This is a genomic window from Segatella sp. (assembly GCF_977051555.1).
Genome location: NZ_CDRSSE010000017.1, coordinates 1 through 24,584, shown reverse-complemented (window position 1 = coordinate 24,584; position 24,584 = coordinate 1). Strand labels below are relative to the sequence as shown.

Below are 24,584 nucleotides of genomic sequence, written 5' to 3'. Positions count from 1 at the left end.
GTATGATTATACAAGAGCTGTCTATACTTATTCCTGTTTATAATGATGAAGCCACTTCGCTGGTAAAATCTCTTCATAAACAAGCACAAGCTGTTTCTGGTTTGTGTTATGAAATTATTGTTTTTGATGATGGTAGTACTAACAAAAAAACTATTGAAAATAATTATTCATTGACTCTTTTGCCAAATTGTCGTTATATATGTTCAGAACATCATGATTGTCGTGCTGCGATGCGGAATTCATTAGTTAGACAGGCAAAGTATGAGTGGCATTTAATGATAGATGCTAGGTTGATATTAGTGAATAATGATTTTTTGATACGTTATCTTAGTTGTGGTGTTCGGGTTGGAGAAGTTGCATGTGGAGGAGTTTGTGTGGATGGTGGTTCTCTTACTGTTCAATTATATCGTGAGAATTTGCGTTTTAGATACGAAAAGCATGAAGAATCTAAACATTCATATATAGTGAGAAAGTCTGAACCTTATAAATCCTTTCGTACAACCAATTTCTTTTATCATAAGTCTGTATTGGAACAAGTTCCTTATAATGAACAGGTTAAGGGGTATGGTTATGAGGATGTTTTGCTGGGAAAGGCATTAAGTGAAAAGAAGATAAAAGTAACCCATATTGATAATCCCGTTGCCTATACTGAGTTTGAGGAAAATCTGGTTTATCTTCGAAAAATAGAAGAAGCATTACGTACTTTGCATGCATTTGAAGGCGAGTTGAATGATTACTCTCCATTATTGCATGCAAGAAATATCTTGAGAAAGTTTCATTTTCTGGGCGCTTTCCGAAAGTTTCATGCTCTCTGTAAAGGTTGGGAGCTTATGAATCTTTGTAGCAATATGCCTTCTCTTTTCATATTTAAACTCTATAAACTAGGCTATTACGTTAGCCTTTAAGTTTAGGAAGAGATAGAATTGTTATTGCAAATGGAATGGCTGCATCTATATAGGTTATGTCGTAGTTTGAATTAAATATATCTGTCCAATTCCCATAAATATACATAGAATATCCATAGGAGATTATTGGGATGAGCAGTAGTATTATAACAGAATATAGAACCTGAAATTGGTAACTACCTTTCCAGGTTAGTGACATGGTAAGAGCTATTGTAACAAGGAATATTGTTGCAATAGGGCTACCTTGTCTAAACTGTAAGGAAAAAGGATTATTTTCAGCTCCAAATAACTCCTTGGCATCCCATAATATTAATGGTAGAAATGTCATTGCAAATACTCCCACAATAAGAAGTGGGATAAGAATCTGCTTCTTTACTTTTAATTTTATATAGTATGGAAAAAATAGAATGAACAGAGGAAATGCTACGCTCAGTCTGGTAGATAACCATAAACCTACACACACAGACAGAATCCATGGGTGCTGTTTGAAATTAATTTGATAGACTTGCAGTATATTGATAAAAGCTGCTAGCAGAAAGAAGTTTGATATGAAATCGCTTCTTACAGCTACTTCATACCAAAGGTTAATAGAAAGGAACAATAAAAGTGTAGCCTTGATGGCTGCTTTGTAACCTGATAATAACTTAATACTGTAGATAAATATTATGCAAGTAAATATTTCTGATAATCCTACGTTCTGTAATAGATAGAATGGTATATGGAATACCAGCCATATAGGAAATGGTGATGCATTTCCGCCTAGATGTGTTTTGGCAGAATACGGAAATTGTCCATTGAAAAGATTTTGGATAGGATAAGCTAAGGCAGACCATCGATCAACTTTGTTGGTCAAAGGGTCAAAATGGTATTGTACTATCAATAGTCCTATTACAAGAACAGTTGTTGTTGCAGCAAACAGATAGGGTAAATATTTGTTTGTTTTTTTCTCTTCTTCTTTTGTTGCAAAGAAGAGTATACCTAAAGCCAAAACTAAAGCGTATCCAATACAGATATATCCATAGTGTTCTGTAACTCTCATACTATATTTGCACATGAGTGTATAGCATATCCCTATATAGAGAATGCCTGTTAAGCTATAAATGAAATAGCTTTTTTTACTTAGAAGCTGATTGATTTTTCTGAAAATTACACTTATGATAATAGAATATGCAGAATAGATAAATATGGATATAATACCAGTGATGGCTGGTATAAAGTTGTAATGAACTATATATAATTCGTAACTGATTTTACCTAATTTATTGAATATGACTATCTTTTTTAATAGTGGAAAAAGGAAAGGAGCGGTTATGATAGACATAGCCAATGGCAGTTTAATGTTAAGCAGTATAACATTAAACAGTATCGATCCCTTTATTTGCTGAATAGTGGGTATTTCTTTGATTAACAGGAATATAATTCCGTATATTACGCTTAGGCAAGTATACTTCAATACATACTTTTTGTTTAGTTTGTTCAGCTTCCCAACATATTCTGATGCTAAGTATCCACAGAAAAAGGAGAAAGCTTGTTCACTATATAGTTGTTGCTGGAATACATTATATATTCCAAAAGCAAAAAGAATGTATTTTGTGTTTTTTGTAAAAAAACTTCTGCTTATCCAATATACAAGATACCATCGCATGATATAATCGACGAACCAGAGGTCTGAATCGTAAAATGTCAAATTCTTAAGAAGTTGTACTGAATCAAAATATTCTACGAATGGTAGTTGAAATAAAAAGATAGTCCAGCATGGGATGATTACACGAAGAAATCTCTTTTTCCAAAAGTTATTGATGCCATTTATTTTATGGCTTTCATTAATTTCAAATCCTGAAATAAATAGGAAAACAGCAACAGCTACGCTACCAAAAATATTGAAAAAGCGAGGATAGCCCTCTAACTGCATAACAAAATGCATCAGCATGATTAACAATGCTGATACACCTTGCATCCATAAAGTATTTTGACGTGATAATATATTATTTTCTGCCATTGGTCTGCCTTTTATCGAATAATAGCTATTTTACAAACAATTCCCTTTTCACCACTCTCTGTCGCAGTTTCTACCATGTAGATACCGCTGGCTACTTTCTTACCGTTTAGGTCACAACCATCCCAGGAATAACTGCCTCCTGCACTTCTGCCTTCGTTTATTAAAGTTCCATTTGTTGATACAATTTTAATATTAGCATTGAAAGATAATCCAACGATGTTTATTTTGCCAGTATAATCTGGTTTCACCGGGTTTGGATATGCGTAGACATTATCTTTGATCATTTCAGAGTTAGAACCGACAATTCCATTATTGAAAGAGCACAGTCCTTTATCTGTAGCAAAAAATACCTTTCCTGTATTGTTATTGACAGCAATACTATATACGATATTCGATATTAATGGAGAATTATCTGTATCAAAATGATAAATTTGTGTGTTGCAATCATCACTAACCAAATATACTCCATTATCGGTACCGAACCATTTCTGGTTTGCTCCGTCTACTGCTATACAACGTATATTACTATTATCTAATAGATAGTCTGCATAATTAGTATTATCATTACGAGGTACTTTATGTTGTGTAAATATATTGTTACCATTTTGGATGTCTGACATTGAAAGATAAAGAGGACCAGATGTTGTTCCTATCCAAATATTACCATTTCTGTCTTCTGCCAAACAATGTACGTAAATTGGAGTAATGTCTCTTCCGTCCTCATTGGTAAATGTAGGTCCATACATTGTTAATTCATCTGTATTATAGTTATATTTATATAGTCTATTCTTTTCATAATAATTGTTTGCGAACCATATATTCCCATTATTCTTGCCGATAATTAATCCTGTTAGATTATATCTGTCATTAGAACCTATTTCCGAATGAGGATAGTGTTTCCATTCTTGTGTAGTTTGGTCAAACGATAGAATAGAATTATCTCCTAAGCTATTCAAAAGCCATAATTTTCCTGTTGCATCATATTTTACAGATGAAATAATAGTATAATTATTACCCAAAGGTGATGTAATAACGCTTGTATTGTCTTTATTGTAACACTTTATGAATTTTCCATCTTGAAATTCATATAGACCTGCCTTTGAACCTACCATGACATGTCCTTCTTTTGATGGGTCAAAGTCAAGACAGAGCAGGTCTCTGTAGCGATGTCCTAATGAAGCATCTGAAGGTTGCTCAAATTCTTCCCATTTTTCTCCATTCCAGACATGTACTTCTCCCATGTTATTACAGTCTTTTTCTTGTGACCAAGCACCTGCTACTGCATATAATTTATTTTTATTAATATATAAACGGTAGAATTTGTTAGATGCAGGCCCATCAGGAATAATACCTTCTGTTTGATATATTTTTTCCTTATCTGTATTCAGGGTATAGTAAGTCAATTTACCTTCTTTTACCGTCCACCAATACTTATTAGTTGTATCATAGACGTTAGTAGAATTCATTGTTTGTTCTTTGAAATTACCGGCTTTTTCCCAATTATTCTTATCTATCAAGTTATTCTTTAAAACTCCTTTATATAGGCCAGCTTCTTTCGATGCTGCATAGAGACAGTTTTCTTCTATATAACTATAGTTAACATTAAAGCCCAACTTGTATGTATCGAGTATTTTTCCTTCTTTTGTATCTAGTTTAATAATTCCAAAAGAGAGAGATAAATAAACATTTGCTCCACTTATATATATATGGTTTATCTGTTTATTATCAGTCATACTTTTTAGATACAAATCAGGTATATTAATTACATTTCCATTGGCATCCAACAGGTCAATATTGCCATTGGTATATGTAATTACCAATTTTTTGGTAGTCTTATTCCAAGCTATATGATTAATATCAAAGTCGGAAAGAGTGTTTGCTTTATCGTATGTCGTAACTGAACCATCTTTTATATGATAAGAAAAAAGTCCGTTAGATGCTAAGGCAAACACTAGATTTCCTGCTGGCTCGATTTCTGTTATATCATTATAACTGGTGTATATTTCCCAACTTTCCTTATCTGTGGCCGATAAGGGAAGTACCATGAATAGTATTGTAATTAATAATGTTATTGTCTTCATTGTCTGTTATTTTAAAGCCTAATACTATATTAACTGCAAATATAACTATTTATTGTTTTTATAAACAGATACTTATAGATATTTTTGAAGTTGATGCTGGATGGGTAAAACGATGGCTTTCTTTGCTATCCATGCTGTGAGGATAATAAAAGCGAGGGATAGGATGAATTGGAATTCTTGATGTGGATTTTCTTCTCCATATCGTTTGAGAAATATACTCTGTATGATGCGAAAGCAGAGATTATGACAGAGAAATATTTCAAAACTGATGCTGCCTAGCCATAGCAAGAGTTTATTATGGAATATCCTAATAAAACAACCTTTACCTTGATCTCTTGCTGTAAAATAGAACACGGTTATGGCTGATGGTATCCAATAAATAATGGCACAGCGAATGTTCGGATTGCAATGGATTGATAGGAAATACATTGCGATAAACAGCAATACCACTCCCATATCCGATAGGTTTACTTGCCAGAAAGAAGTTGGGTTTGTTATCTTATTTGCTAGCTTTTTACCCTTTTCTGATCTGTATGCTTTATATAAAAGGATACCTATCATGAAATCTATCATTCTGAATAATGGGTGGGCATAAATGTAGCCGGCTGAATAATCTGCTTGTGCACAGAGCGAGATACTGATATAAACTGCCATATATATACTTATTGTTGCTAATAAGTATAACCAGGAATGTCGCATAATCCAAGCGTATAAATACTTAAATATAAGATAGAAGAAGATAAGATCAGAAATAAACCATGTAGCTGCATTGAGATGAGCCATAAAGTCATGTGCCGGATACCAGGTTTGTATCAACAGTGAATGGGATAGAATCTGATACCATGGTAATATACGCCCTAATCGCCAATCCATTAATATGAGAATGGCGAGAATCAGAATATGCAGAGGATAGAGTTTGATGATACGGGAAAGGAAAAACTGGCTGTTTCCCAATTCTTCTTTCTGTAGTTTTTCTCCTTTGCTTAAAGAGAGTACAAAACCACTGATAACAAAGAAAATGGCAACAGGAAACTCGCCCAAGTAATTGATTAAATCTTGGGATATGGGTAGGGTGGAATGCGAAATCACAATCATTAGGATAAGAATGAATCGCAGGGAATTGAGTGTCCTGATCATGATGCCTTTTCTTTGTTATAATGCTATTCTATTCTGTATTGAACAAGAATGAATCTTATTTCTTTTTCAAATACTCTACCAATTTAGCCACGGCTCTTGCTCTGTGGCTGATGCCGTTCTTGATTTCCTCACCTAGCTCAGCAAAGCTCTTGTCATAGCCTTCCGGAACGAAGATTGGGTCGTAGCCGAAGCCTTCGGTACCATGCTTCTCGGTAGCGATATGGCCGTTTACGATACCCTCGAACTGGTGGATTTTCTTGATGCTGGTGCAGCCGCAAGGACATACATCCTGCTTCTCGATGTAGCAGATAACGGTGCGGAAGCGGGCCTGGCGGTTTTCCTTACCATCCAGTTCTCTCAACAGCTTAGCCATGTTAGCCTCACTGTCGTGGTCGGTACCCTCAGCATAGCGGGCACTGTGAACGCCAGGGGCACCATCCAGTGCCTCTACCTCCAGACCGGTATCATCGGCAAAGCAACTTACGTGGTAATGGTCATAAACATACTGCGCCTTCTGCAAGGCATTCTCTTCCAATGTGTTGCCTGTTTCTGGAATATCCACATCGCATCCTATCTCCTTCAGCGATACTACTTCGTAGTCGCTGCCCAGGATGTCGCGAATCTCCTGGAGCTTATGCTGGTTATTTGTTGCAAAAACTATCCTTTTCATAAGTTTATAATTTATAGTTAATAGTTTATAGGGCATTCTTGCAATAGTGCTTCTTGCTATACGGCGAAGCCGCTATAAACTTTTAACTTTTAATTGTTTTAATGTCTTTATCTTTGATTTTCACCTTCATCTCATCAAATCCCTCGCCATACACACCGATTACGGAACTCTGACTTACAAAGGCATTTGGGTCGATGATTTTGACGATACGGAAGATGGTGACGCTCTCGTTCTTCTTTGCTAGGATACAGAGCACCTTCATCTCGTTGCCCGTGTACCAGCCGTGGCCATCGAGAATGGTTACGCCATGATCCATCTGCATACCGATGGCATTGGCTATCTCCTGATATTTCTTGCTGAATATCATAAACTGCACACTTTCTCGCTTGGCATTCATCACATAGTCGAGTACCAGGTTTTCTATCACCATCGTACAGAGACCGAATACTACCTTTCTAACGGCATCTATCGTGGTAAACTCTGGTTTTGCATTGAAGACAAAGAATGAACTGCCCACGATGAGGAGATCCACGAAGATGAGCACACGGCCCAGCGAGATGTTGTGATATTTGTTGACGATGGCAGCAATGATATCCGTTCCACCTGTACTTCCATTATGCAGAAAGACGATGGCGAGTGATAAACCCGTAAACAGACAGCCGATGATGAGCGACATGAAGTCCTGTCCTTCTCCCAATATCTGCACCATCTTGCCATCTTCACCTATCATCCAGTCTTGCGCCAGCGCCAGGAACACGGAGAGCATGATAATGGCATAGACGGTCTTCACCATGAACTTGAATCCCAGAATCTTCAGCGCTGCAAGCAGCAAGGCGGCATTAATGAGAAAATAAGACAAATAGATAGGTATCCCCGTGCCGTAGTAAATCACGGCTGCGATACCCGTTACGCCACCCGTTACTATCTGGTATGGAAGCAGAAAAATGGTCCATCCAAATGTGTAAAGCAAGAGTCCAAGGGTGATGTAGAAATAATCCTTGCACTCATTCTTAATTGTTTGACTGATTGCTATTTGCATAATATTTTCCTCGTATTTTTAAAGCACAGAAGGTCGCCCATTTTTAGATGAGACGACCTTCTGTATATTATCAATAAATTACTTTTTCAACACCACGTTGACGATCTTCTTTGGTACGATGATCACCTTCAACACGTTGAATCCTTCCAAGTACTTCTGGCTCTTCTCGTCTTCCAATACCTGCTTCTGGATTTCCTCGTTAGGAGTATCCACAGGGAAAGTCATCTGGAAACGAGCTTTACCATTGAAGGAAATAGTGAGTTGCATATCGTTCTCCTTCAGATACTGCTCATCATACTTAGGCCATGCTGCATCGCAAACGCTGCCCTGCTCGCCAAGTGCTGCCCACAACTCTTCTGCGATGTGTGGAGCGAATGGAGCGATGAGGATGACGAGATCTGTCAGGAGTTCCTTGTTGCGGCACTTCTGCTGACCGAGTTCGTTCACGGCAATCATGAAGGCTGAGATAGAAGTGTTGTAAGAGAACTTTTCGATATCCTCGCTTACCTTCTTGATGAGCTTGTGAACGCTCTTTAGGCTCTCTGGCTTCGCAGCCTCGTCGGCTGAAGGAAGGAAGTTGTCTGTGCGGTTCTCGTAGAACAGACCCCAGAACTTCTTCAGGAAGCGGTGGCAACCGTCGATACCGTTGGTATCCCAAGGCTTGCTAGCCTCTACAGGACCCAGGAACATTTCGTAGAGACGCAGAGTGTCAGCACCATACTTCTCGACAATCATATCTGGATTCACCACGTTGAACATACTCTTAGACATCTTCTCGATAGCCCATCCGCAGATGTACTTGCCATCTTCCAGGATGAACTCAGCGTTCTGATACTCAGGGCGCCAAGCCTTGAATGCCTCGATATCCAATACGTCGTTGCTTACGATGTTTACATCTACGTGGATAGGAGTTACGTCGTAATCCTTCTTCAGATTCAAACTTACGAATACAGGAGCCTTATCGTGGTCATCGCTGTTGATGCGGTAAACGAAGTTAGAGCGCCCCTGAATCATACCCTGGTTCACCAGTTTCTGGAATGGTTCTTCCTTGCAGCTTACGCCGAGGTCGAAGAGGAACTTGTTCCAGAAACGGGAGTAAATCAGGTGACCGGTAGCATGCTCGCAACCACCTACGTAGAGGTCCACGTTCTGCCAGTACTCATCAGCTTCCTTGCTTACGAGTGCCTCATCGTTGTGAGGATCCATGTAGCGCAGGTAGTAAGCAGATGAACCTGCGAAACCTGGCATGGTGTTGAGCTCCAGTGGGAATACGGTCTTGTTATCTACGAGGCTCTTGTCAACCACCTCTTTCTTCTCGGCATCCCACGCCCACTTCTTGGCTCTACCCAATGGTGGCTCGCCAGTCTCTGTTGGCTTATAGGTCTCAATCTCAGGCAATTCGAGTGGCAGGCACTCTTCTGGAACCATCTGTGGCATTCCGTCCTTGTAATATACTGGGAATGGTTCACCCCAGTAGCGCTGGCGGGAGAAGATGGCGTCGCGGAGACGATAGTTTACCTTAACTCGGCCGATGCCCTTCTCGGTAACAAACTTCTTGGTAGCTGCGATAGCCTCCTTCACGGTGAGTCCGTTCAGAGAGAAACCATCCATGCTGCTCTTGCCTGCTACTGGTGAGTTGGTTACGATACCTTCCTTGGCATCGAAACTCTCCTCTGAAACATCAGCACCCTCGATAAGAGGAATGATAGGCAGGTTGAAGTGCTTGGCGAAGGCGTAGTCACGGCTATCGTGAGCTGGCACAGCCATGATGGCACCTGTACCATATCCTGCCAATACATATTCTGAAATCCATACTGGGATAGCCTCTCCAGTGAATGGATTGATGGCATAACTTCCTGAGAATACACCGGTTACGCTGTGGTTAGCCATACGGTCCAACTCGGTACGCTTCTTCACGTAGTCGAGATACTTCTCTACCTCTTCCTTCTGCTCGGCAGTAGTTACCTGCTGAACATACTCGCTCTCTGGAGCCAGAACCATGAAGGTTACACCAAACATGGTATCTGCACGGGTGGTGAAGATGGTGAACTTCACGTCGCTGTCCTTTACAGAGAATACCACCTCTGTACCCTCAGAACGGCCAATCCAGTTCTTCTGTGTTTCCTTGATACTGTCGCTCCACTGGATGGTCTCCAAACCATCGAGCAGACGCTGAGAGTAAGCAGATGTTCTCAAGCACCACTGCTGCATCTTCTTCTGGATAACAGGATAACCGCCACGCTCACTTACGCCGTTTACTACCTCGTCGTTGGCAAGTACAGTACCCAGACCTGGGCACCAGTTTACCATCGTTTCGCCGAGGTAAGCGATGCGGTAGTTCATCAGAATCTGCTGCTTCTTCACGTCGTCGTAGCTGTTCCACTCCTCGGCTGTGAAGTCAATCTGCTCGTTCTGAGCCACGTTCAAGTCAGCAGAACCCTTCTCCTCGAAGCGCTTGATGAGCTTCTCGATAGGCTGAGCCTTCTGGCAGCCGTTGCAGAAGAATGAGTTGAACATCTTCTGGAAAGCCCACTGAGTCCAATGGTAATACTTAGGGTCGCAGGTACGAACCTCGCGGTCCCAATCGAAAGAGAAGCCGATCTTGTCGAGCTGCTCACGATAGCGGTTGATGTTGGCTACGGTAGTAACCTCTGGGTGCTGACCAGTCTGGATAGCATACTGCTCAGCAGGCAATCCGTAAGCATCGTAACCCATAGGGTTCAGTACGTTAAATCCGTTCAAACGCTTGTAGCGTGCATAGATATCGCTAGCGATATAACCAAGTGGGTGACCTACGTGCAAACCAGCTCCTGATGGATAAGGGAACATGTTGAGCACATAGAATTTCTTCTTGTTTTCATCCTCAGTCACCTTGTAGGTCTTGTTCTCGACCCATTTCTGGTGCCATTTCTTCTCGATTTCTCTGAAGTTGTATTCCATTGTTTTATCTAATAATTATGTTTCTTTTCTTAAATATAATAAGGTGTAACCCTATTCAAGGTGCAAAATTACATTTATTTTGGCACATAACAAAATAAAATGCAAGTTTTTTATGAATTTAATGTCTTAGCATGCACACACTTCATGTTCTTTTCCAGCTGGGCGGTAGAGCTGGCTCCTACCAATACGCTGGTTACACCTTTCTGCTGCAATATCCAGGCAAGTGCCATTTCGGCGAGTGTTTCGTCTCTTTCTCCTGCTTCTGCGTTCCATTTCTTGAGCTGTTCCAGCAGTTCTGGAGTTAGAGCAGAGTGTTTCAGAAAATGCTCTTTTGCCATACGGCTGTCTGCCGGTATTCCGTTGAGATATCGGTCGGTGAGAAGTCCCTGTGCCAGAGGTGAGAACGAGATGAAACCGATACCGTTTTCTGCGCAATAATCTAAGGTTCCATTCTCTTGTGGCGCATGGTCGAGCATGTTGAGTCTGTCCTGAAAAATGAGCAGCGGACAGTCGCGCTCCTTCAGATATTGGTCAGCAAACTTCAGGGCTTCCAGTGGCCAGCGGCTGATGCCGAGATAAAGAGCTTTGCCTTGCTTCACGATGTCTACCATGGCTTGAAGGGTTTCTTCGAGCGGTGTGTTCGGATCGTAGCGGTGGCTGTAGAAGAGGTCAACATACTCGAGATTCATTCTCTTGAGAGTCTGATTCAGACTGGCCATCAGATACTTACGGGAACCCCAGTTGCCGTAAGGACCTTCCCACATATCATAACCTGCTTTGGTTGAGATAAAGAGTTCATCGCGATAGGGTTTGAAATCATCTTTCATCAGTCTGCCCATCGTTTCCTCTGCACTTCCGTATGGAGGTCCATAGTTGTTAGCCAGGTCGAAGTGGGTGATACCATGGTCGAAGGCATAGTGAGTGATGGCACGACTTCTTTCGTAAGGATCTACCTCTCCGAAGTTGTGCCAGAATCCCAAACTTATTTTAGGCAGCAAGATACCACTCTTGCCGCATCTCTTGTAGAGCGCTTCTGCATCGCTATAGCGATTGGCGTCAGCATGATAAATACCTTTAATGTCCATTATTCCTTATATTTTTTATTACGGCGAAGAGCCAGAAACTCTTCACTCTTCACCTTTTCTTTGTAAATGCCTATAAACAAGGCATTTGGCGTGGTGAAGAGTTTTTGTTCACTCTTCACCCACTCTTCACCACTCTTCACCGGTATGTGGTTAGGAGCCTGCCGGCTCTTCCTTTTCTACATCGCAAAGGTAATAAAAATATTCAATATAATCGTTGTATTGAATAAAAATTATATTTTTTTCGATATGGAAGAGTAAGTGGGGATGTAGTAAAGGTCGATTGGTTATGGAAAAACATTCTGTTTGTTTGATATGCTTTATCAAAATACACTTTTAAGGAAGACTTTTTGAACTATAAGTTAGCAGTGTGATAGGAAGATGTGCCGACATCTACTCGTGGTGCAACAAGTTTGCTGGTGCCACAGCGGTTTATAATTTCTCGGTGGCAGACGATGAAGAACATCTCCAACTCATGCGAAACAAATGGCGACCGAGAATGTTCTTTGGCTTTAGGTCCTAAATTTGTCATATTGTTGCTCTTTCGCTGGGCTTTTTGTTTATATGAGGCAAAAGATATTAAAAAATCATTTAAAAATAGATGACTTTCAGTATTATTCAGTACTTTTGCACCGACAGTATTTGAAAGTATAAATTTAAATATTACAGACATGATAAGACTGAATGTATTTTTTGAAGTGAAAGAAGGAGTGGATATGGAGCAACTTAATGCCCTGTGTCAGGAGTTAGTGGAAAAGTCATTGGATGACGAAGGCAACATTGCCTATGATTATTTCGTTAGTGGTACTCGTGATGGCGTGATGATGATATGTGAGACTTGGCAGAATGCTAAGGTGCTGAAAACTCACATGGAGTCTGCTCACTTTACCACATTGGTTCCTCAAATAGAGGCTTTGACCAAGCATGGATTGAAACTGGAACAATTTCAGTTTGAGAAATAACAAAGTTTCCTTAAAGACGATATGACGATATGTAGCATGAAACTTCACATAGTCTTGCACAACTTTTTCATGAGTGTCTATTTGGAAAAAACTCTAAATTGAAAAATTAAGGGAAATTAGAGGAGAATGTCCCCTAATTTCCCCTACAAGTTATTGGTAGTGGAACTTTTATGAGTAAAAATAGACTTTAGAAATCGGATTGTTGCTCTAGCCTTGACTTAACGGTGATGTCTCGTTTCTTTGCTCCCTTCATGAGCTTGTCAAGGACATCTGCTACATCTTGTCGTGTTATGTCCCTAAAGTTAATTACCTCTGGTTTGTCTTTCTGTCCCTCAACGTAAGCATTGAGTATGGCAATCCAAAGCATTGGATCAGTCTCTTCTGTGCTTTCCGTTGTCTCTCTCTCAGCTTTCTGTTGTGCCTCTTGCTCAATGACTAATGGTATATACACTTTCTTGAAGTTTTCTTCCGTGAAAGCATTTGTACGAATCTCAGCCAAGATTTCATAAGCACGTTGTTTCATCCTGGTAGCTTTCTCACGTTCAGTTGTGAAATGAATCTTCAACTCTTCCATGAAACGAGGTACTTGTTGGTAGTCGGCATCTACGGCAATGGAATATACTCCACCTTCTTTCTCGCGAAGTTCATCGAAGAGGCGCGCTTGTACCAGGTCTTTCACCACATTGAGGGCAATTTGTTCCTTGGCAGAAAGTGGTTTGTCGTTGGTGAAAGATAATTCTATTTCTCCTAAGTCGCCTTCCAAATCTGCTTCCAACTCACAAGTTATTTCACGTTTTGGTGAAGAGATGTTCTTTAACTTGTACTGACGTGGTGCTACTCCTGGCGTCCCAGGCAAGGAAGCCACATACTTCTCTATTATCTGGCGTGCTTCTTGTTCTGGCAAAGCACCTACTAAGCAGAAGGTGAAATAGGCAGCATTGCCGAAACGGTCGTTAAAGAGACGTGGTAGATCTTGAAGTCTCATACGATTATAAAATGCCAGGTCTTCACGTGGGTTGTCTTCTGACGGTGGGTATAAGATGGTGTTGATGGAATCTTGTACGGCACTCATGCCCGTCTTGCTCCTATTGGAATAGAGGTACTTGCTTTTCTCCACAAACTTATTAAAAACAGCTGGATTGAAATTCTGTTTAGTCAACACTAAGTGGAGGTACTGGAAGAAGTCTTCTGCATGTGCCACAGTCGTATTTCCACCTACACCATCGGTGTAGTCATTGATGGAGAGTGAAAGTTGGATGTCTTTATTCTGTAGCCATTCGTAGAGTTGATTACGGCTGTACTTGTATAGACCAGATTGCATAATGAGCGACTGCATTGCTTTCTCTGAGGGGAGATCCTTTGAGGTAACCAATGAGTTACCACCCATCGCAGAACCGACAAAGTATATTGTCTTTCTTGCATCAGGCAGGTATTTGTAGAGTACTTTGGCACCATTGCTAAGGGTCCATTCGGTTACATTCATGTCCTTAATGAGTGTACTCTTGTTAATCTTTCCTGGTGTAATTTTGTAGTCAATGAGTTGACTGATGGATGCAGGTTTGTCGAAAGCCAATATGGGGTCTTCCTTTACTTCAGCCAAAATCTTTTGGAACTGTGCTAATGGCACGTTCATGTCGGATGGATTGGCTGAATAGGTAATGAAACTGAGGTTTTTGTCGTTCATCCAGGAACGAACCCAAGCATTTAGATCTTCTACCTCCATATCTACTAAACTCTCCACGGAACGTCTGATCTGTTGATGGAAGGATTCCAGCGGCATACCATACAGATAGTTCTGTTTGAAAACATCCATCCAGTTGTCGGGAGTTCCCAGGTTATCAGATTCCATCAGAGGTTTCATCTCATTGTAGAGGGCTTCCTTGGCTTGCTCAAACTCTTCGCTATCGAATCCTTGGCGATAGATACGCTCACGAATAGCAAGGATTTGTTTGAGGGCTGCTTGTTCCTTGCCAGCATATGGTACGAAGTCCCAGGCGTTCTGGTCATATTGACGCACCAATGGTGAGTAACTGACGGTGGCTGTGATGAATTCTTCCTTTGCATCATTGCGCAGCATAGCCAATTCCTGGGAAGCTAAGCGTTGGAAGAGGCGAGCCTTGAGTTGGTCGCCCACTACATCACGTTTCGTAGGGTCTGTTATAGCAAGGTTACGTTGGTAAATACCGATGGAATTCGAAGTGTTCTCCTTGTCAATGAAACGGTAGTAGAGGGGTGTGTCATTTTCTGGGACGAGTGCATTCTCCCTCGTTATAGGTTTCTTGGAGGCAGGAATTGCCCCGAAGATACGTTTTACTTCTTTCTCGTATTCTATAGGCTCGATATCACCGATAATGGCAACACACTGCAACTCTGGGCGATACCACTGCTGGTAGAAAGTCTTGATGTCCTTGGCTGTGTAACTATGAATCTGTTTTTCTGAACCGATGACGTTATGGGTGTCATAATCACTGTGATTGTAGATGTAAGGAGCGATGGCTTCCGTCAAGCGCTTGTTGACGTTGCGACTTTGTCTCCATTCCTCCGAGATGATGTTTGCTTCCTTTTCCACATCCTTGGGTAGTATCTTGATGCCATTGCACCAATCTTTGAGCAACAACATCATAGATGCCGTCACTTCACTGTCTGCTACAGGTACATTGTTGACTTGAAATCGGGTCTCGTTAATGCCTGTTTGGGCATTGAATACCAAACTGTGGTCACGGAGGTAAGTCATGACTCCATGAGGAAAGTGTTCGGTGGCATTGAACGCCATGTGTTCCAAGAAATGTGCCAAACCATATTGCTTGTTTGTCTCCAAGATAGCACCCACATTTTGGTACAAATAAAAGTTTACCTCTCCAGCGTTGCTTGGGTCACGCAATATATAATAGGTGAGTCCGTTAGGGAGTTTACCTTGTACTAAACCGTTGATTTGTGCCTGACTGCAAATCGGTACGAATAGCATACAGATGGTAATTACCATCTGTAATGCAAGAGTATAGATAGATCTTTTCATTCTGTTTATCTTTTCAAACCGTTTATTTCTGTAAGAGTTCAAGTGTAGCTAACTTGCGGGCAATAGTAGCCTGAATCATAGCCTGTACTTGTGTCATATTGTTGAGTTGAAGCGACTCCACGTAACCTTGGCGATAGTATTTGGTAGCATCCTCATACTTTTTTATCGCCGTGTAGCTGTCGCCAATCATGACGAGGTAGTTGATGCGGTCAACGACGGATGTTTCACCTGTCAATGCTTTTTCCACCCAATTGATGGCAATCTCGTGGTCGGCAGGAGCGAGTTTCTTGCCAGCTGCGTAATAAAGATTCTGTGCAGCCTTACCATAGTCGGCCGGTGTGGCGTTCTCACCCATCAACTTGAAGTATTCGTCCATCAGCTCCAAGTACTTCTTGATATCCTTGTCCTTGTAGATGACATAGATGGCATCGGCATATTTGGCAGACGACTTGGCAGGGTCGAAATTACCAACGAAGGAAATAACGGAATAGGAAGGCTTGTACTCCCCGGAAATCTTAGCCACATAGTCCTTGTAGCTTAGATTTCCTTCCTTGGCAAGGTCCTCGATGCGCTTGTCATTATACTCAATGACATAATAGGCAGCAGCATCGCCGACATTTTTCTGCCAAGCTGGAAGATTGGTGTTGATGAAGTCAGCTATCTTTTGTTGCTGTTCGATGTCGTCGCCACCTAATTGTGTGATGATGAGATAGTCTGTACGGTTGATGAGACTTGGACCTAACTTGGCTTGGATATAGGCACTGAACATCTTTCTGATTCTGACTACCCATTTCTCGGCATCCATGCCTTCTTGTGCCATAAGAAACTTAGGGGCTTGTTGTAGTACCTTCTGTTGGATGTCCAAGTCGGAAGGGTTGGCACGGTATTGTTCGTAGAGTTCCTTAAATCCGATGACATCGCCCGCGGCGGTTTTGCCAGCTTCCAACAATTCCCTTGCTCCCATCGCACCTACAGATATGGAGATTGCCTTTCCGTCATTGGCGATGAATGCCAAGGTAGGAAATGCCTCAATCTTGTATTGTTTGGCAATGGCAACATTCTCTGGCTTTTCGGCATCAATCTGTATGCTGATGAACTTCTCGTTGAAGTACTTTCCGATGGAGTCTTGAGTGAAAATGGTCTTTGCCATGCGTTTGCAAGGCCCGCACCATTGGGCATAGAAATCAACAAACAAAGGCTTATGCTGCTTCTTAGCCTCGTTGAGGGCTTGCTGGAAAGAGCCTTGGAAAAAACGAATGCCACTTTGTGTGGTGGCATCTGTTGGTACATCTTCTTTACTCTTGCCTTGAGCCATGCAAGGCTCAAGGTTGAAGAGAGAGAGAATTGCTGCAAAGAGCAATATACTAATATTTTTCATCATATCTTTTCTTCTATTTAGTTCTTAATGATGTATAGTTGATGTCTTCGTCTCCATAGAAACCATTGTCCCAATCTCCGAACTCGTTCTTCTTGATGATGACTGTGAAGATGCGTGGAAGGAGGGCAGAGTGATCCTCGTTCTGCACTTTCAAGCTGATGCTATATCTACCTACAGGTAAGTTCTTGGAGGCAGCATAGAATACTTGAATCAAACTACCTTGAAGACGGATGGTTCCTTCCTGGATGGCTTGACGGAAAGCTGCGGCATCACCTCCCTCTGTAGCTTCTACGTCGTAAAACTCGTAGGTGATAGGCACTGTACCTGCTACGCCTTGGATAGCATACGAAGTCCAAGGAGAATTGTCGGTTACTTGAGGGGCATATTCATCTACTTTCTGATAGGCAACCAAGGTATCTGGTTCATATCCTGCGTTTTCAGCCTTGAGATAGCCTACAGGCATATTATGGCAACTCGATAGTGATATTAGTGAGATGAGGGTGATTGCCACGAAACTGATTTTACTATATAATCTTTTCATTTTGTTAAAAATCTGTTGGAGTGAAATCATAACTTAAAGCGTGTACGACTCCTGTCTGAGTCATAATGTTGCAGGAAGCAACCTCGCTGGTTTTTCCTGCAGCTTCGGAGGCAAGATAGATTTTCTTAGGGCCAGCCTGTGGCACACCTCCGTATGGTTCGCGATAGGTGTAAATCCAAAGCTGTTTTCCAGAGAGCATCGTGTATGTCTTACCACCTTGTCCGATCACTGTACTCGGATCTGTTGAGGCAATGCCAGGTATAAAGTCGTCGAGTTGGATAACTTGATTGCCCTTGATGATGGAGGAAAGGATGAAGTTACGACAGTCCTCTACGGGTACATCTGCTATCTGTTCATAACCATTCTGCAAAAGATAACGGCGAATGCTGTGGTTGGTCATGCCAAACACTGTCAAGTTTTTGCCATAGGAACTGGTGCCCATAAATATCTCTTGGAGACCAGCGTGCTCTGCCATGATTACGAGAGAGTCCCAGTTGTAGGAATCTTGCTTGAAATAGTCCCACATGGTGCAATCGTGATAGCCGACGGATGTACCAGTGTCGGCGAAGTTATACTTGGTGCAGGAGGTGGTGAACCCTAAGGTTGCTACCACTACTACTATTAGGAGAAATATCTTTTTCATTTTCTTGTTTTCTTTATTTTAAGATGATTTACATGTAGCGCATCCAGTAGATGGTCTGGCGTATCATAGTGTTTGTTACCTTTCCGTCACGATCAGAATAAGCGTTGCTTGGAATTGGAAGGAAGAGGGCACCATTCTGGATGTCGTTAGCGGTCAAGGTCTGGAACTTGCCGTGTAATTCCTCCAAAATGTAGTTGTTGCGGATGATGTCATAGTAACGCTCATCGTTCTCGCCAAATAACTCCTTTTCACGTTCCTTGAAGATGGCTTTCTTGAGGTCGCCGTCATCATAGATGGATGGATAAGCTTCCGCACCGGCACGATTACGGATGGTGTTGAGGTCTGCGATGGCAAGGTCTGTCTGTCCTAACTTGTTGTAACATTCTGCACGGAGCAGGATAATGTCAGCAAGTCGCCAATACACGTAGTCCGCATTCAGTGAACGAAAGTCTTTGCCTGTCTCTGAGAACTCGTTTTGGGTGTAGATACACTCCCGGAACTTGTAAGGGATGGCATATTGGATACCATCTACCTCCACAGGGTTGTCGATGTCGTAGAAGAAGGCTTGCTTACGTTGGTCGGATGGGTCTGGGTACATTTCCTCGACGGTAGAAGGGTAGAGTTGAAGATAGTTGTCGTATGGAATGTTACCCATCTGTGCTGTCTCTTTTACTGGCCAGCTGAGGTAGGCTGTTGCCACGTCGTTTGGTGTTTGACTGTCCTCAGAACGTGCCTTGTCGAATGTCAAGGTGAAGATAGCTTCTGGATTTGTCTCTTCTGGATGGGAAAGCTTGCGGCAGAGTTCTTCAGGAGAAGAGCATAAGCTATAGTTGCCCACTTTACCTTCTATCAAGAGAGTGGCGTAGTCGATGGCTTTCTGGTAGTCTTCCTTAGGGTTGCCTTGTAAACCGTAAAGTTCTTCTACACTACCTTTCCAAGCGTAAATCTGAGCCAGAAGAGCGGCACTGTTGCCTTTGGAGGCATATTGACGGCTCGTGATGGAAGTGTTGTTCAAACCTCTTAGTTTGTCGTATGTTGGCAAGATGCTGAAAGCAGCCTCTGCACTGCTGATAGCTTTGTTGAGTACGTCTATCATCGGAGATCGACCATACATCACGATGTCGGTGGAATTCTTGGTGATCACGCAGTCGCCGTATCGTTGTGCCAAGAAAAAATAGGAAAGTCCCATGGCAAAGTAGGCTTGTCCTTTGTGGAAATTATAGCGTTCTTCCGACAAACCTTTTGTCTTGCCAATGTTGTCAAGGAGTAAGTTTGACTCATAGATAACGTTGTAGAGACCAGTCCACTGACCATCTTGGTCTTTGGCATAGCGTGGGTTCCAATCACGTAGTTCATTGTTCCAACCGAGATTGTCAGCCTTGGCACCTGCTGCGATGAAGGCATCGTTTTTGCCTAAGAAGGCGTTCTCGAAGAATAGTATGGAGGATGTAGTGGCATTCAACTCATTTTCTGATTTGAATGCATTGTTGAAGGTGACTTGGTTCTCTGGAATCTGCTCCAAGTCGCATGACACCAATCCTACCGCACAGATGGCGGCTATAAATAGTTTCTTCTTCATGTCTTGTTAAAATTTTAAGTTAAAGCCAAATGTTACTGAACGGTTCAATGGGTACTGCTGACCCGTATCCTTGCCTGTGTAAGGATCAACGACTTCAGGGTCTGTACCTGAGTAGTTGGTCCACAAGAAGAGGTTTTGACCTGTGACATATAGGCTCAGTCCCTTGATTTTGTTTTTAAACCACTTGGCAGGCATCTCATAAGATAAGGTAATGGACTTGAGACGCAGATAGTTGACATTCTCGATGTTGGAGTCGATGTCACCATCAAACTGTCCGATGTAGCCTTGGTCTGCGAACTCCAAGGATGGATAGTCGGTCTCATCGCCAGGCTTCTGCCAGAAGGTTACCTTGCTTGGATCTGCCATGATGGTGCCGAAGGTCTTGGTGAAGTTGAATGCAGAGTTCTTCACCATGTTCATCATTTTGCGTCGAATGGTATAGCTCATCATCATGTCGAGTGTCCAGTTCTTGTACGAAATACGGTTGCTGATACCCCCGAAGGCACTTGGCAAGGTACTGCCTGCATAGTACTTGTCGTTGTTGTTGATGGTTCCATCCTGATTGAAGTCCTTGATTTTACGACCACCCACACGCAACTGATAGTTCTCGCTGTTATTGAAGCTCAATGGTACGAGCTTACCTGATGCGTTGTAATAATATGGTATCTGGGAGTCATCCTGTACGATGCCCTCGTCGTGATAGGTGTAGATGCCATAGACTGGGCGGCCCAATACCTTGTCGCTCAAGTCCTCACTTCCGTATGACTTGCGGAAGAGGTTGCGGTCGTGAGAGATGTTGAAGCCCAGTGTCCACTGCCAGTTCTTTCGCTTGATGATATCTGCGGAAATCTCAAACTCAATACCCTCGTTGGATATGGCGGAAGAGTTGTTCCACATCTTGTCTGCCAAGAAGAAGTTTCCTGGGGTTGAGGTCTGCATCAGCAAGGCATGGGAGTATTTGTAGTAGTAATCCAACTTCACTTGCAAGCGATAGTTGAAGAGCTGAAGGTCGAGACCTAAGTCATATTGGTCGTTTTTCTCCCAAGTGAGCTGGTTGTTTGCGAGAAGTCCTGGTATCAAACCTGAATTACCTAAGAATGTGTTGCTGGTACTCATGGTTCCCAACGCAAGGTAAGCCTCGTTGAACTTCTGACCAGAGCGTCCCCAAGATGCACGGAACTTACCGAAGCTGAGCCACCAGAGATTTTTCATGAATGGTTCGTCACTGAATGTCCAGCCCAAGCCCACAGCAGGGAATGTTCCCCATCTCACGTTGCTACCGAAGACAGAAGAACCGTCGGAACGAAGGGAAAATTCTGCAAGGTACTTGTGCTTGTAGTTGTATGCCAAGCGACCGAAGAGACTCATCATCTCTTGTACTTCCTGGTTGCTGTTGTACGTCTGCAATGCCTCATAGGTGCCATATTCGTCTTGGCGTAATGATGGCCATTCCTCACCTACATAGTGGATTTGGTTGGTAGGGCCGCCAAAGGCAGAACCGCCAACAGTGTTGAGCTGGTCACGGTTGTAGGAGAAACCGCCCATCAACTCGAAGAAGTGCTTTTCCTTGAGGTCGAACTTATAGGTGAGATAGTTCTCGCTCTGAATCATCGTCATGCCGATGTTCTGTCCTTCTGACTTGGATAATTTCTTGTAGGTCAGATAGTCTGGCGTAAAGGTATTGAGACGAGTGTTGTAGTGGTCGATAGCTGCCGAGAGCGAGAGCTTCAACCCCTTGATGATGTTATAGTTGAGTCCACCGCTCAATCGAATATTGTAGTTGGAGTTCACTCCATTGATTCCTCTCAAGGATTGCATAGCGGTCTTTTCGGCGATGCTTCCTTTTCCTGGCAAGAGGGTGGATTGTAGCTTCGGATCAATAGTGAGACCTTGTACCTTGCCTGTGGTAGCTGCTTTTTGGTCAGTGTAAGATAAGTTGATGCGCGTATAGGCATCTACCTTTGGGGTAATCTTGAAGTCAAGATTGGACATGAGGTTGGCTCGCAAGAAACTGGAGTTGATCATGATACCTTTCTCGTTGTAGATACCTGCGGCTACCATGTAGCGTACATTGTCGTTGCCCCCGGAGATGGAAAGGTCGGCCTTGGTCACCTGGCCGACACGAAAAGCATACTTCCACCAGTTGGTGCTGTTATTATAGAAAGTATTGAGGGAATCCTGTGCTAACGAAGGAATCTTGTTGGAATCGTCTGTGGTGATGTTACCCTTATTCCAAAGGTAGTCGTATGCACCATAACTGTTTGGATCCCATCCCCATGTGTCCTTGTAATTATTCGGGAAGATAACCTTATCGGTCGTCCAGTCATATTCGCCGACACGTTGGTTCTTTGCCAAGAGAAGGTTCATCAAGCGCTCACCATTACCACGCAACTGGGTTGGGGTGGCAGGGAGCCAAGAGAAAGACTGGGATACGTTGGCGTTAAATTCAACCTTACCACTCTTACCTTTCTTGGTAGTGATGAGGATGACGCCATTACCTGCACGAGAGCCATAAAGTGATGCGGAAGTGGCATCCTTCAAAACCTCGACCGACTCGATGTTGGAAGGGTCAAGAGAAGAAAGTGGGTTGATACCTCCTGTATAGGTAGAAGAAGATTGGACAGGGACACCGTCAACGACAAACAACGGAGAACCGTCGTTGACACCTTGCTGATTAAGGGAACTAAAGCCTCGAATGACAATCTTGGAGCCGTTTCCGCCAGGCTGACCTGAGAGGTTGGATACATCGACACCTGCCATCTTGCCTTGCAATAAGGTTTCGATTGAGGAACTTGGTACGTCTTTGAGAGCTTCACCCTTCAAGGAAGAGACTGAGCCTAACATATCACGGCGAGTACGGCTACCGTATGCGATGACTGCTACCTCGCCAAGTTGGTTGCCCTCTTCCTTGAGGATGACGTTAACTGGGCGGCCGTTGTTATATTTCACGGTCATGGGCGCATATCCGATGGCAGACACGATGAGCTCGCCGTTAGAAACATTGGTAGATAAGGTAAACTTACCTTCAGTGTCGGCGATGGTACCTTCTCGCGAACCTTTTATCCTTATGGTTGCGTTAGGGATGAACTCACCTTCGGTATCCTTTACTACACCCTTTATGAAAAATGAACCTTTTTGGCCGGTGTCCAAGCGGAATACACGGATAGACTTACCATTCACGCTGTAGGTAAATGGTGTCTTGCTCAACAAGTCTTGAACGGCTTTTTCTACTGTAGCTTCATCGAATGAGACAACCATCTTGTCGGGATAGTTCCTTACCTCATTGGTGTAATTGATGGAATAATCGCTATTCTTGGTGATGTAGTCCAAAATAGACGAAAGAGTTTTCTCCTTGAAGGAAACAGATAATTTTATCTCTCCCGTTTGTGCCAATACTGCAACTGGGTTAGACAAAGTTATCATCAAGCATCCTACTATGCATAGCAGATGCCAAGAACGGATGATGTTTTTGTGCATATCTCTCTCTGTTAAATTAATAAATACATTCTTTATTATGGAGTGCAAAGTAACAACTTTTTGATGGAATATGCAAATTTTATGTATTTTTTTTGCCAGAAATCCTCTAAATAAGTGTTTTTCTTAAGCTTTCATGCATTTATCCCCTTTTACATTCTTTGAATTCCTGAATGCATTCCAGTCTTGCTCAAATCTAGAGAGTATCAGTCTCCCAGGCTTAACCACCATTGCAGAGAGCATTTTCGATGGTTGTAGTAAACTACAGGAAGTAAGAGTTCCTAGCACATTGGAGCGTATCGGTGACATGGCTTTCAACAATTGCAACAATTTGAACAACGTATATACTTATACCGTTCTCCCTATCAACATCGACCAGAATACGTTTACCAATTTCAAGGCTACTACCCTTTGGGTGCCATTTGGGATTATATTCTGTACTATTTTACATCATTTCCTTCTTAAACCAAAGCTCGAACACACAGTCGGCGATGAAAACTCCATCCTTTTCCAAGGTGATCAATTCCTTGTCGATGAGGGCTTTCTTGATGCGGTCGATATTGGATTTGCTGCCCAGCGGATAGGTTTCAGCTACAGCCTGGGCGGTGAAACCTGAGTGGACGCCACTGCAGAGGAGGCGCAGAAAATTGAGTTGATAGGTGGTTAAGCCCTCGGTTTGCTGTACGAAAAGACCATGACATTGTTGCAGCAAGGCGCTGATGCCACTTTGTAAGGTTTCTTCGTTTACTTCTTTCTCGGTTTCTGCCATCACGTTCCAAGCTAGTTGCTGCACGTAGGAAAAATAGTTCTTTATGGTTTTACAGATTCTTGTAGCATATTCCTCAGATATACTCTTACCATATTTCTCGAACCGGGAGCAGATGAAAGGCACCCAATATTTTGTAGGGATGCAATCCAGGTGAAGCTTCTCTCCAAACATAAGCAAAAAAAAGTTCACAAGGTTGTGGACCACAAACTTGTGAACTTTTAATATTATTTTGTAAATCAAGCATTTAAATGTGAGGAGAATTTACAGGCTAAGAGTCTGAGTGTGTTCTTTGTCTCATTAAATAAACAATTCATCCATCGTAATCTGTTTCTGTACGATGTCGCTATGTTTGTTCTGCTTCAATCCGAA

General features: G+C 42.3%; 17 protein-coding genes and 1 pseudogene. 3 read left to right on the top strand and 15 right to left on the bottom strand.

The features are described from left to right. Positions 1-2: 2 nt before the first annotated feature. Positions 3-905, top strand: a complete 903-nt coding sequence (locus ACWJAO_RS05980; protein WP_449139596.1) for a glycosyltransferase family 2 protein — start codon at positions 3-5, stop codon at positions 903-905. Here the strand turns inward: ACWJAO_RS05980 and ACWJAO_RS05975 are convergent. From ACWJAO_RS05975 to ACWJAO_RS05940, 8 genes are all read right to left on the bottom strand, one after another. Beyond that, positions 895-2,904 carry an acyltransferase family protein gene (locus tag ACWJAO_RS05975; RefSeq protein ID WP_449139595.1) on the bottom strand — a complete coding sequence of 670 codons (2,010 nt, stop codon included), beginning with the start codon at positions 2,902-2,904 and terminating at the stop codon, positions 895-897. The genes ACWJAO_RS05980 and ACWJAO_RS05975 overlap by 11 nt on opposite strands. Before the next feature lie 11 nt (positions 2,905-2,915). Next, positions 2,916-4,985: a type IX secretion system anionic LPS delivery protein PorZ gene (gene porZ, locus ACWJAO_RS05970; protein WP_449139594.1), complete on the bottom strand. Its 2,070-nt coding sequence runs from the start codon at positions 4,983-4,985 to the stop codon at positions 2,916-2,918. Positions 4,986-5,057: 72 nt separating this feature from the next. Continuing rightward, on the bottom strand, positions 5,058-6,122 hold the full coding sequence (locus ACWJAO_RS05965) for an acyltransferase family protein (protein ID WP_449139593.1): 1,065 nt from the start codon (positions 6,120-6,122) through the stop codon (positions 5,058-5,060). Positions 6,123-6,177: 55 nt separating this feature from the next. Then, the gene (locus ACWJAO_RS05960) at positions 6,178-6,792 is read right to left on the bottom strand and encodes a non-canonical purine NTP diphosphatase (RefSeq protein ID WP_144154705.1); all 615 of its coding nucleotides are present in this window, start codon (positions 6,790-6,792) and stop codon (positions 6,178-6,180) included. Positions 6,793-6,874: 82 nt separating this feature from the next. Next, the gene (locus ACWJAO_RS05955) at positions 6,875-7,831 is read right to left on the bottom strand and encodes a YitT family protein (protein WP_144154707.1); all 957 of its coding nucleotides are present in this window, start codon (positions 7,829-7,831) and stop codon (positions 6,875-6,877) included. Between the two features lie 78 nt (positions 7,832-7,909). Then, positions 7,910-10,771: a leucine--tRNA ligase gene (leuS, locus tag ACWJAO_RS05950; RefSeq protein WP_449139592.1), complete on the bottom strand. Its 2,862-nt coding sequence runs from the start codon at positions 10,769-10,771 to the stop codon at positions 7,910-7,912. 110 nt (positions 10,772-10,881) lie between these two features. Next, entirely contained in the window at positions 10,882-11,856 is a 975-nt protein-coding gene (locus ACWJAO_RS05945) for an aldo/keto reductase (protein ID WP_449139591.1), read from the bottom strand. Continuing rightward, on the bottom strand, positions 11,856-11,996 hold the full coding sequence (locus ACWJAO_RS05940; RefSeq protein ID WP_287820478.1) for a hypothetical protein: 141 nt from the start codon (positions 11,994-11,996) through the stop codon (positions 11,856-11,858). Before ACWJAO_RS05940 ends, ACWJAO_RS05945 begins: the two co-directional genes overlap by 1 nt. 528 nt (positions 11,997-12,524) lie before the next feature. Between ACWJAO_RS05940 and ACWJAO_RS05935 the strand changes: the two genes are divergently transcribed. After that, a complete protein-coding gene (locus ACWJAO_RS05935; protein ID WP_144154714.1) occupies positions 12,525-12,815 on the top strand; it encodes a putative quinol monooxygenase in 291 nt (96 codons plus the stop codon). A 187-nt stretch (positions 12,816-13,002) separates the two neighbouring features. Here ACWJAO_RS05935 and ACWJAO_RS05930 read toward each other — a convergent pair whose 3' ends face one another. Genes ACWJAO_RS05930 through ACWJAO_RS05905 form a run of 6 tightly spaced genes read right to left on the bottom strand, consistent with a single transcriptional unit; the run spans position 13,003 to position 23,449 of the window. Then, complete coding sequence (locus ACWJAO_RS05930) at positions 13,003-15,831, bottom strand: M16 family metallopeptidase (protein ID WP_449139590.1); 2,829 nt, start codon at positions 15,829-15,831, stop codon at positions 13,003-13,005. 22 nt (positions 15,832-15,853) lie between these two features. Continuing rightward, the gene (locus ACWJAO_RS05925) at positions 15,854-17,209 is read right to left on the bottom strand and encodes a thioredoxin family protein (RefSeq protein WP_373689937.1); all 1,356 of its coding nucleotides are present in this window, start codon (positions 17,207-17,209) and stop codon (positions 15,854-15,856) included. A 13-nt stretch (positions 17,210-17,222) separates the two neighbouring features. After that, positions 17,223-17,750, bottom strand: a complete 528-nt coding sequence (locus tag ACWJAO_RS05920) for a hypothetical protein (protein WP_449139589.1) — start codon at positions 17,748-17,750, stop codon at positions 17,223-17,225. Between the two features lie 4 nt (positions 17,751-17,754). Next, complete coding sequence (locus ACWJAO_RS05915) at positions 17,755-18,393, bottom strand: fasciclin (RefSeq protein ID WP_144154720.1); 639 nt, start codon at positions 18,391-18,393, stop codon at positions 17,755-17,757. A gap of 28 nt (positions 18,394-18,421) precedes the next feature. Continuing rightward, positions 18,422-19,972 carry a RagB/SusD family nutrient uptake outer membrane protein gene (locus ACWJAO_RS05910; RefSeq protein WP_287829775.1) on the bottom strand — a complete coding sequence of 517 codons (1,551 nt, stop codon included), beginning with the start codon at positions 19,970-19,972 and terminating at the stop codon, positions 18,422-18,424. A 6-nt stretch (positions 19,973-19,978) separates the two neighbouring features. Continuing rightward, positions 19,979-23,449 carry a SusC/RagA family TonB-linked outer membrane protein gene (locus tag ACWJAO_RS05905; protein WP_144154724.1) on the bottom strand — a complete coding sequence of 1,157 codons (3,471 nt, stop codon included), beginning with the start codon at positions 23,447-23,449 and terminating at the stop codon, positions 19,979-19,981. Between the two features lie 133 nt (positions 23,450-23,582). Between ACWJAO_RS05905 and ACWJAO_RS05900 the strand changes: the two are divergent. Continuing rightward, positions 23,583-23,837: pseudogene (locus tag ACWJAO_RS05900) on the top strand (leucine-rich repeat protein); the annotation flags it as partial. A 54-nt stretch (positions 23,838-23,891) separates the two neighbouring features. Here ACWJAO_RS05900 and ACWJAO_RS05895 read toward each other — a convergent pair. Then, positions 23,892-24,386 carry a hypothetical protein gene (locus ACWJAO_RS05895; protein ID WP_449139617.1) on the bottom strand — a complete coding sequence of 165 codons (495 nt, stop codon included), beginning with the start codon at positions 24,384-24,386 and terminating at the stop codon, positions 23,892-23,894. Positions 24,387-24,584 lie beyond the last annotated feature (198 nt).

What these genes read in the sequence shown, in the direction of transcription:
- ACWJAO_RS05980 (WP_449139596.1), top strand. Translation starts at nt 3, where the DNA reads ATGATTATACAAGAGCTGTCTATACTTATTCCTGTTTATAATGATGAA.
- ACWJAO_RS05975 (WP_449139595.1), bottom strand. Translation starts at nt 2,904, where the DNA reads ATGGCAGAAAATAATATATTATCACGTCAAAATACTTTATGGATGCAA.
- porZ (WP_449139594.1), bottom strand. Translation starts at nt 4,985, where the DNA reads ATGAAGACAATAACATTATTAATTACAATACTATTCATGGTACTTCCC.
- ACWJAO_RS05965 (WP_449139593.1), bottom strand. Translation starts at nt 6,122, where the DNA reads ATGATCAGGACACTCAATTCCCTGCGATTCATTCTTATCCTAATGATT.
- ACWJAO_RS05960 (WP_144154705.1), bottom strand. Translation starts at nt 6,792, where the DNA reads ATGAAAAGGATAGTTTTTGCAACAAATAACCAGCATAAGCTCCAGGAG.
- ACWJAO_RS05955 (WP_144154707.1), bottom strand. Translation starts at nt 7,831, where the DNA reads ATGCAAATAGCAATCAGTCAAACAATTAAGAATGAGTGCAAGGATTAT.
- leuS (WP_449139592.1), bottom strand. Translation starts at nt 10,771, where the DNA reads ATGGAATACAACTTCAGAGAAATCGAGAAGAAATGGCACCAGAAATGG.
- ACWJAO_RS05945 (WP_449139591.1), bottom strand. Translation starts at nt 11,856, where the DNA reads ATGGACATTAAAGGTATTTATCATGCTGACGCCAATCGCTATAGCGAT.
- ACWJAO_RS05935 (WP_144154714.1), top strand. Translation starts at nt 12,525, where the DNA reads ATGATAAGACTGAATGTATTTTTTGAAGTGAAAGAAGGAGTGGATATG.
- ACWJAO_RS05930 (WP_449139590.1), bottom strand. Translation starts at nt 15,831, where the DNA reads ATGAAAAGATCTATCTATACTCTTGCATTACAGATGGTAATTACCATC.
- ACWJAO_RS05925 (WP_373689937.1), bottom strand. Translation starts at nt 17,209, where the DNA reads ATGAAAAATATTAGTATATTGCTCTTTGCAGCAATTCTCTCTCTCTTC.
- ACWJAO_RS05920 (WP_449139589.1), bottom strand. Translation starts at nt 17,750, where the DNA reads ATGAAAAGATTATATAGTAAAATCAGTTTCGTGGCAATCACCCTCATC.
- ACWJAO_RS05915 (WP_144154720.1), bottom strand. Translation starts at nt 18,393, where the DNA reads ATGAAAAAGATATTTCTCCTAATAGTAGTAGTGGTAGCAACCTTAGGG.
- ACWJAO_RS05910 (WP_287829775.1), bottom strand. Translation starts at nt 19,972, where the DNA reads ATGAAGAAGAAACTATTTATAGCCGCCATCTGTGCGGTAGGATTGGTG.
- ACWJAO_RS05905 (WP_144154724.1), bottom strand. Translation starts at nt 23,449, where the DNA reads ATGCACAAAAACATCATCCGTTCTTGGCATCTGCTATGCATAGTAGGA.
- ACWJAO_RS05895 (WP_449139617.1), bottom strand. Translation starts at nt 24,386, where the DNA reads ATGTTTGGAGAGAAGCTTCACCTGGATTGCATCCCTACAAAATATTGG.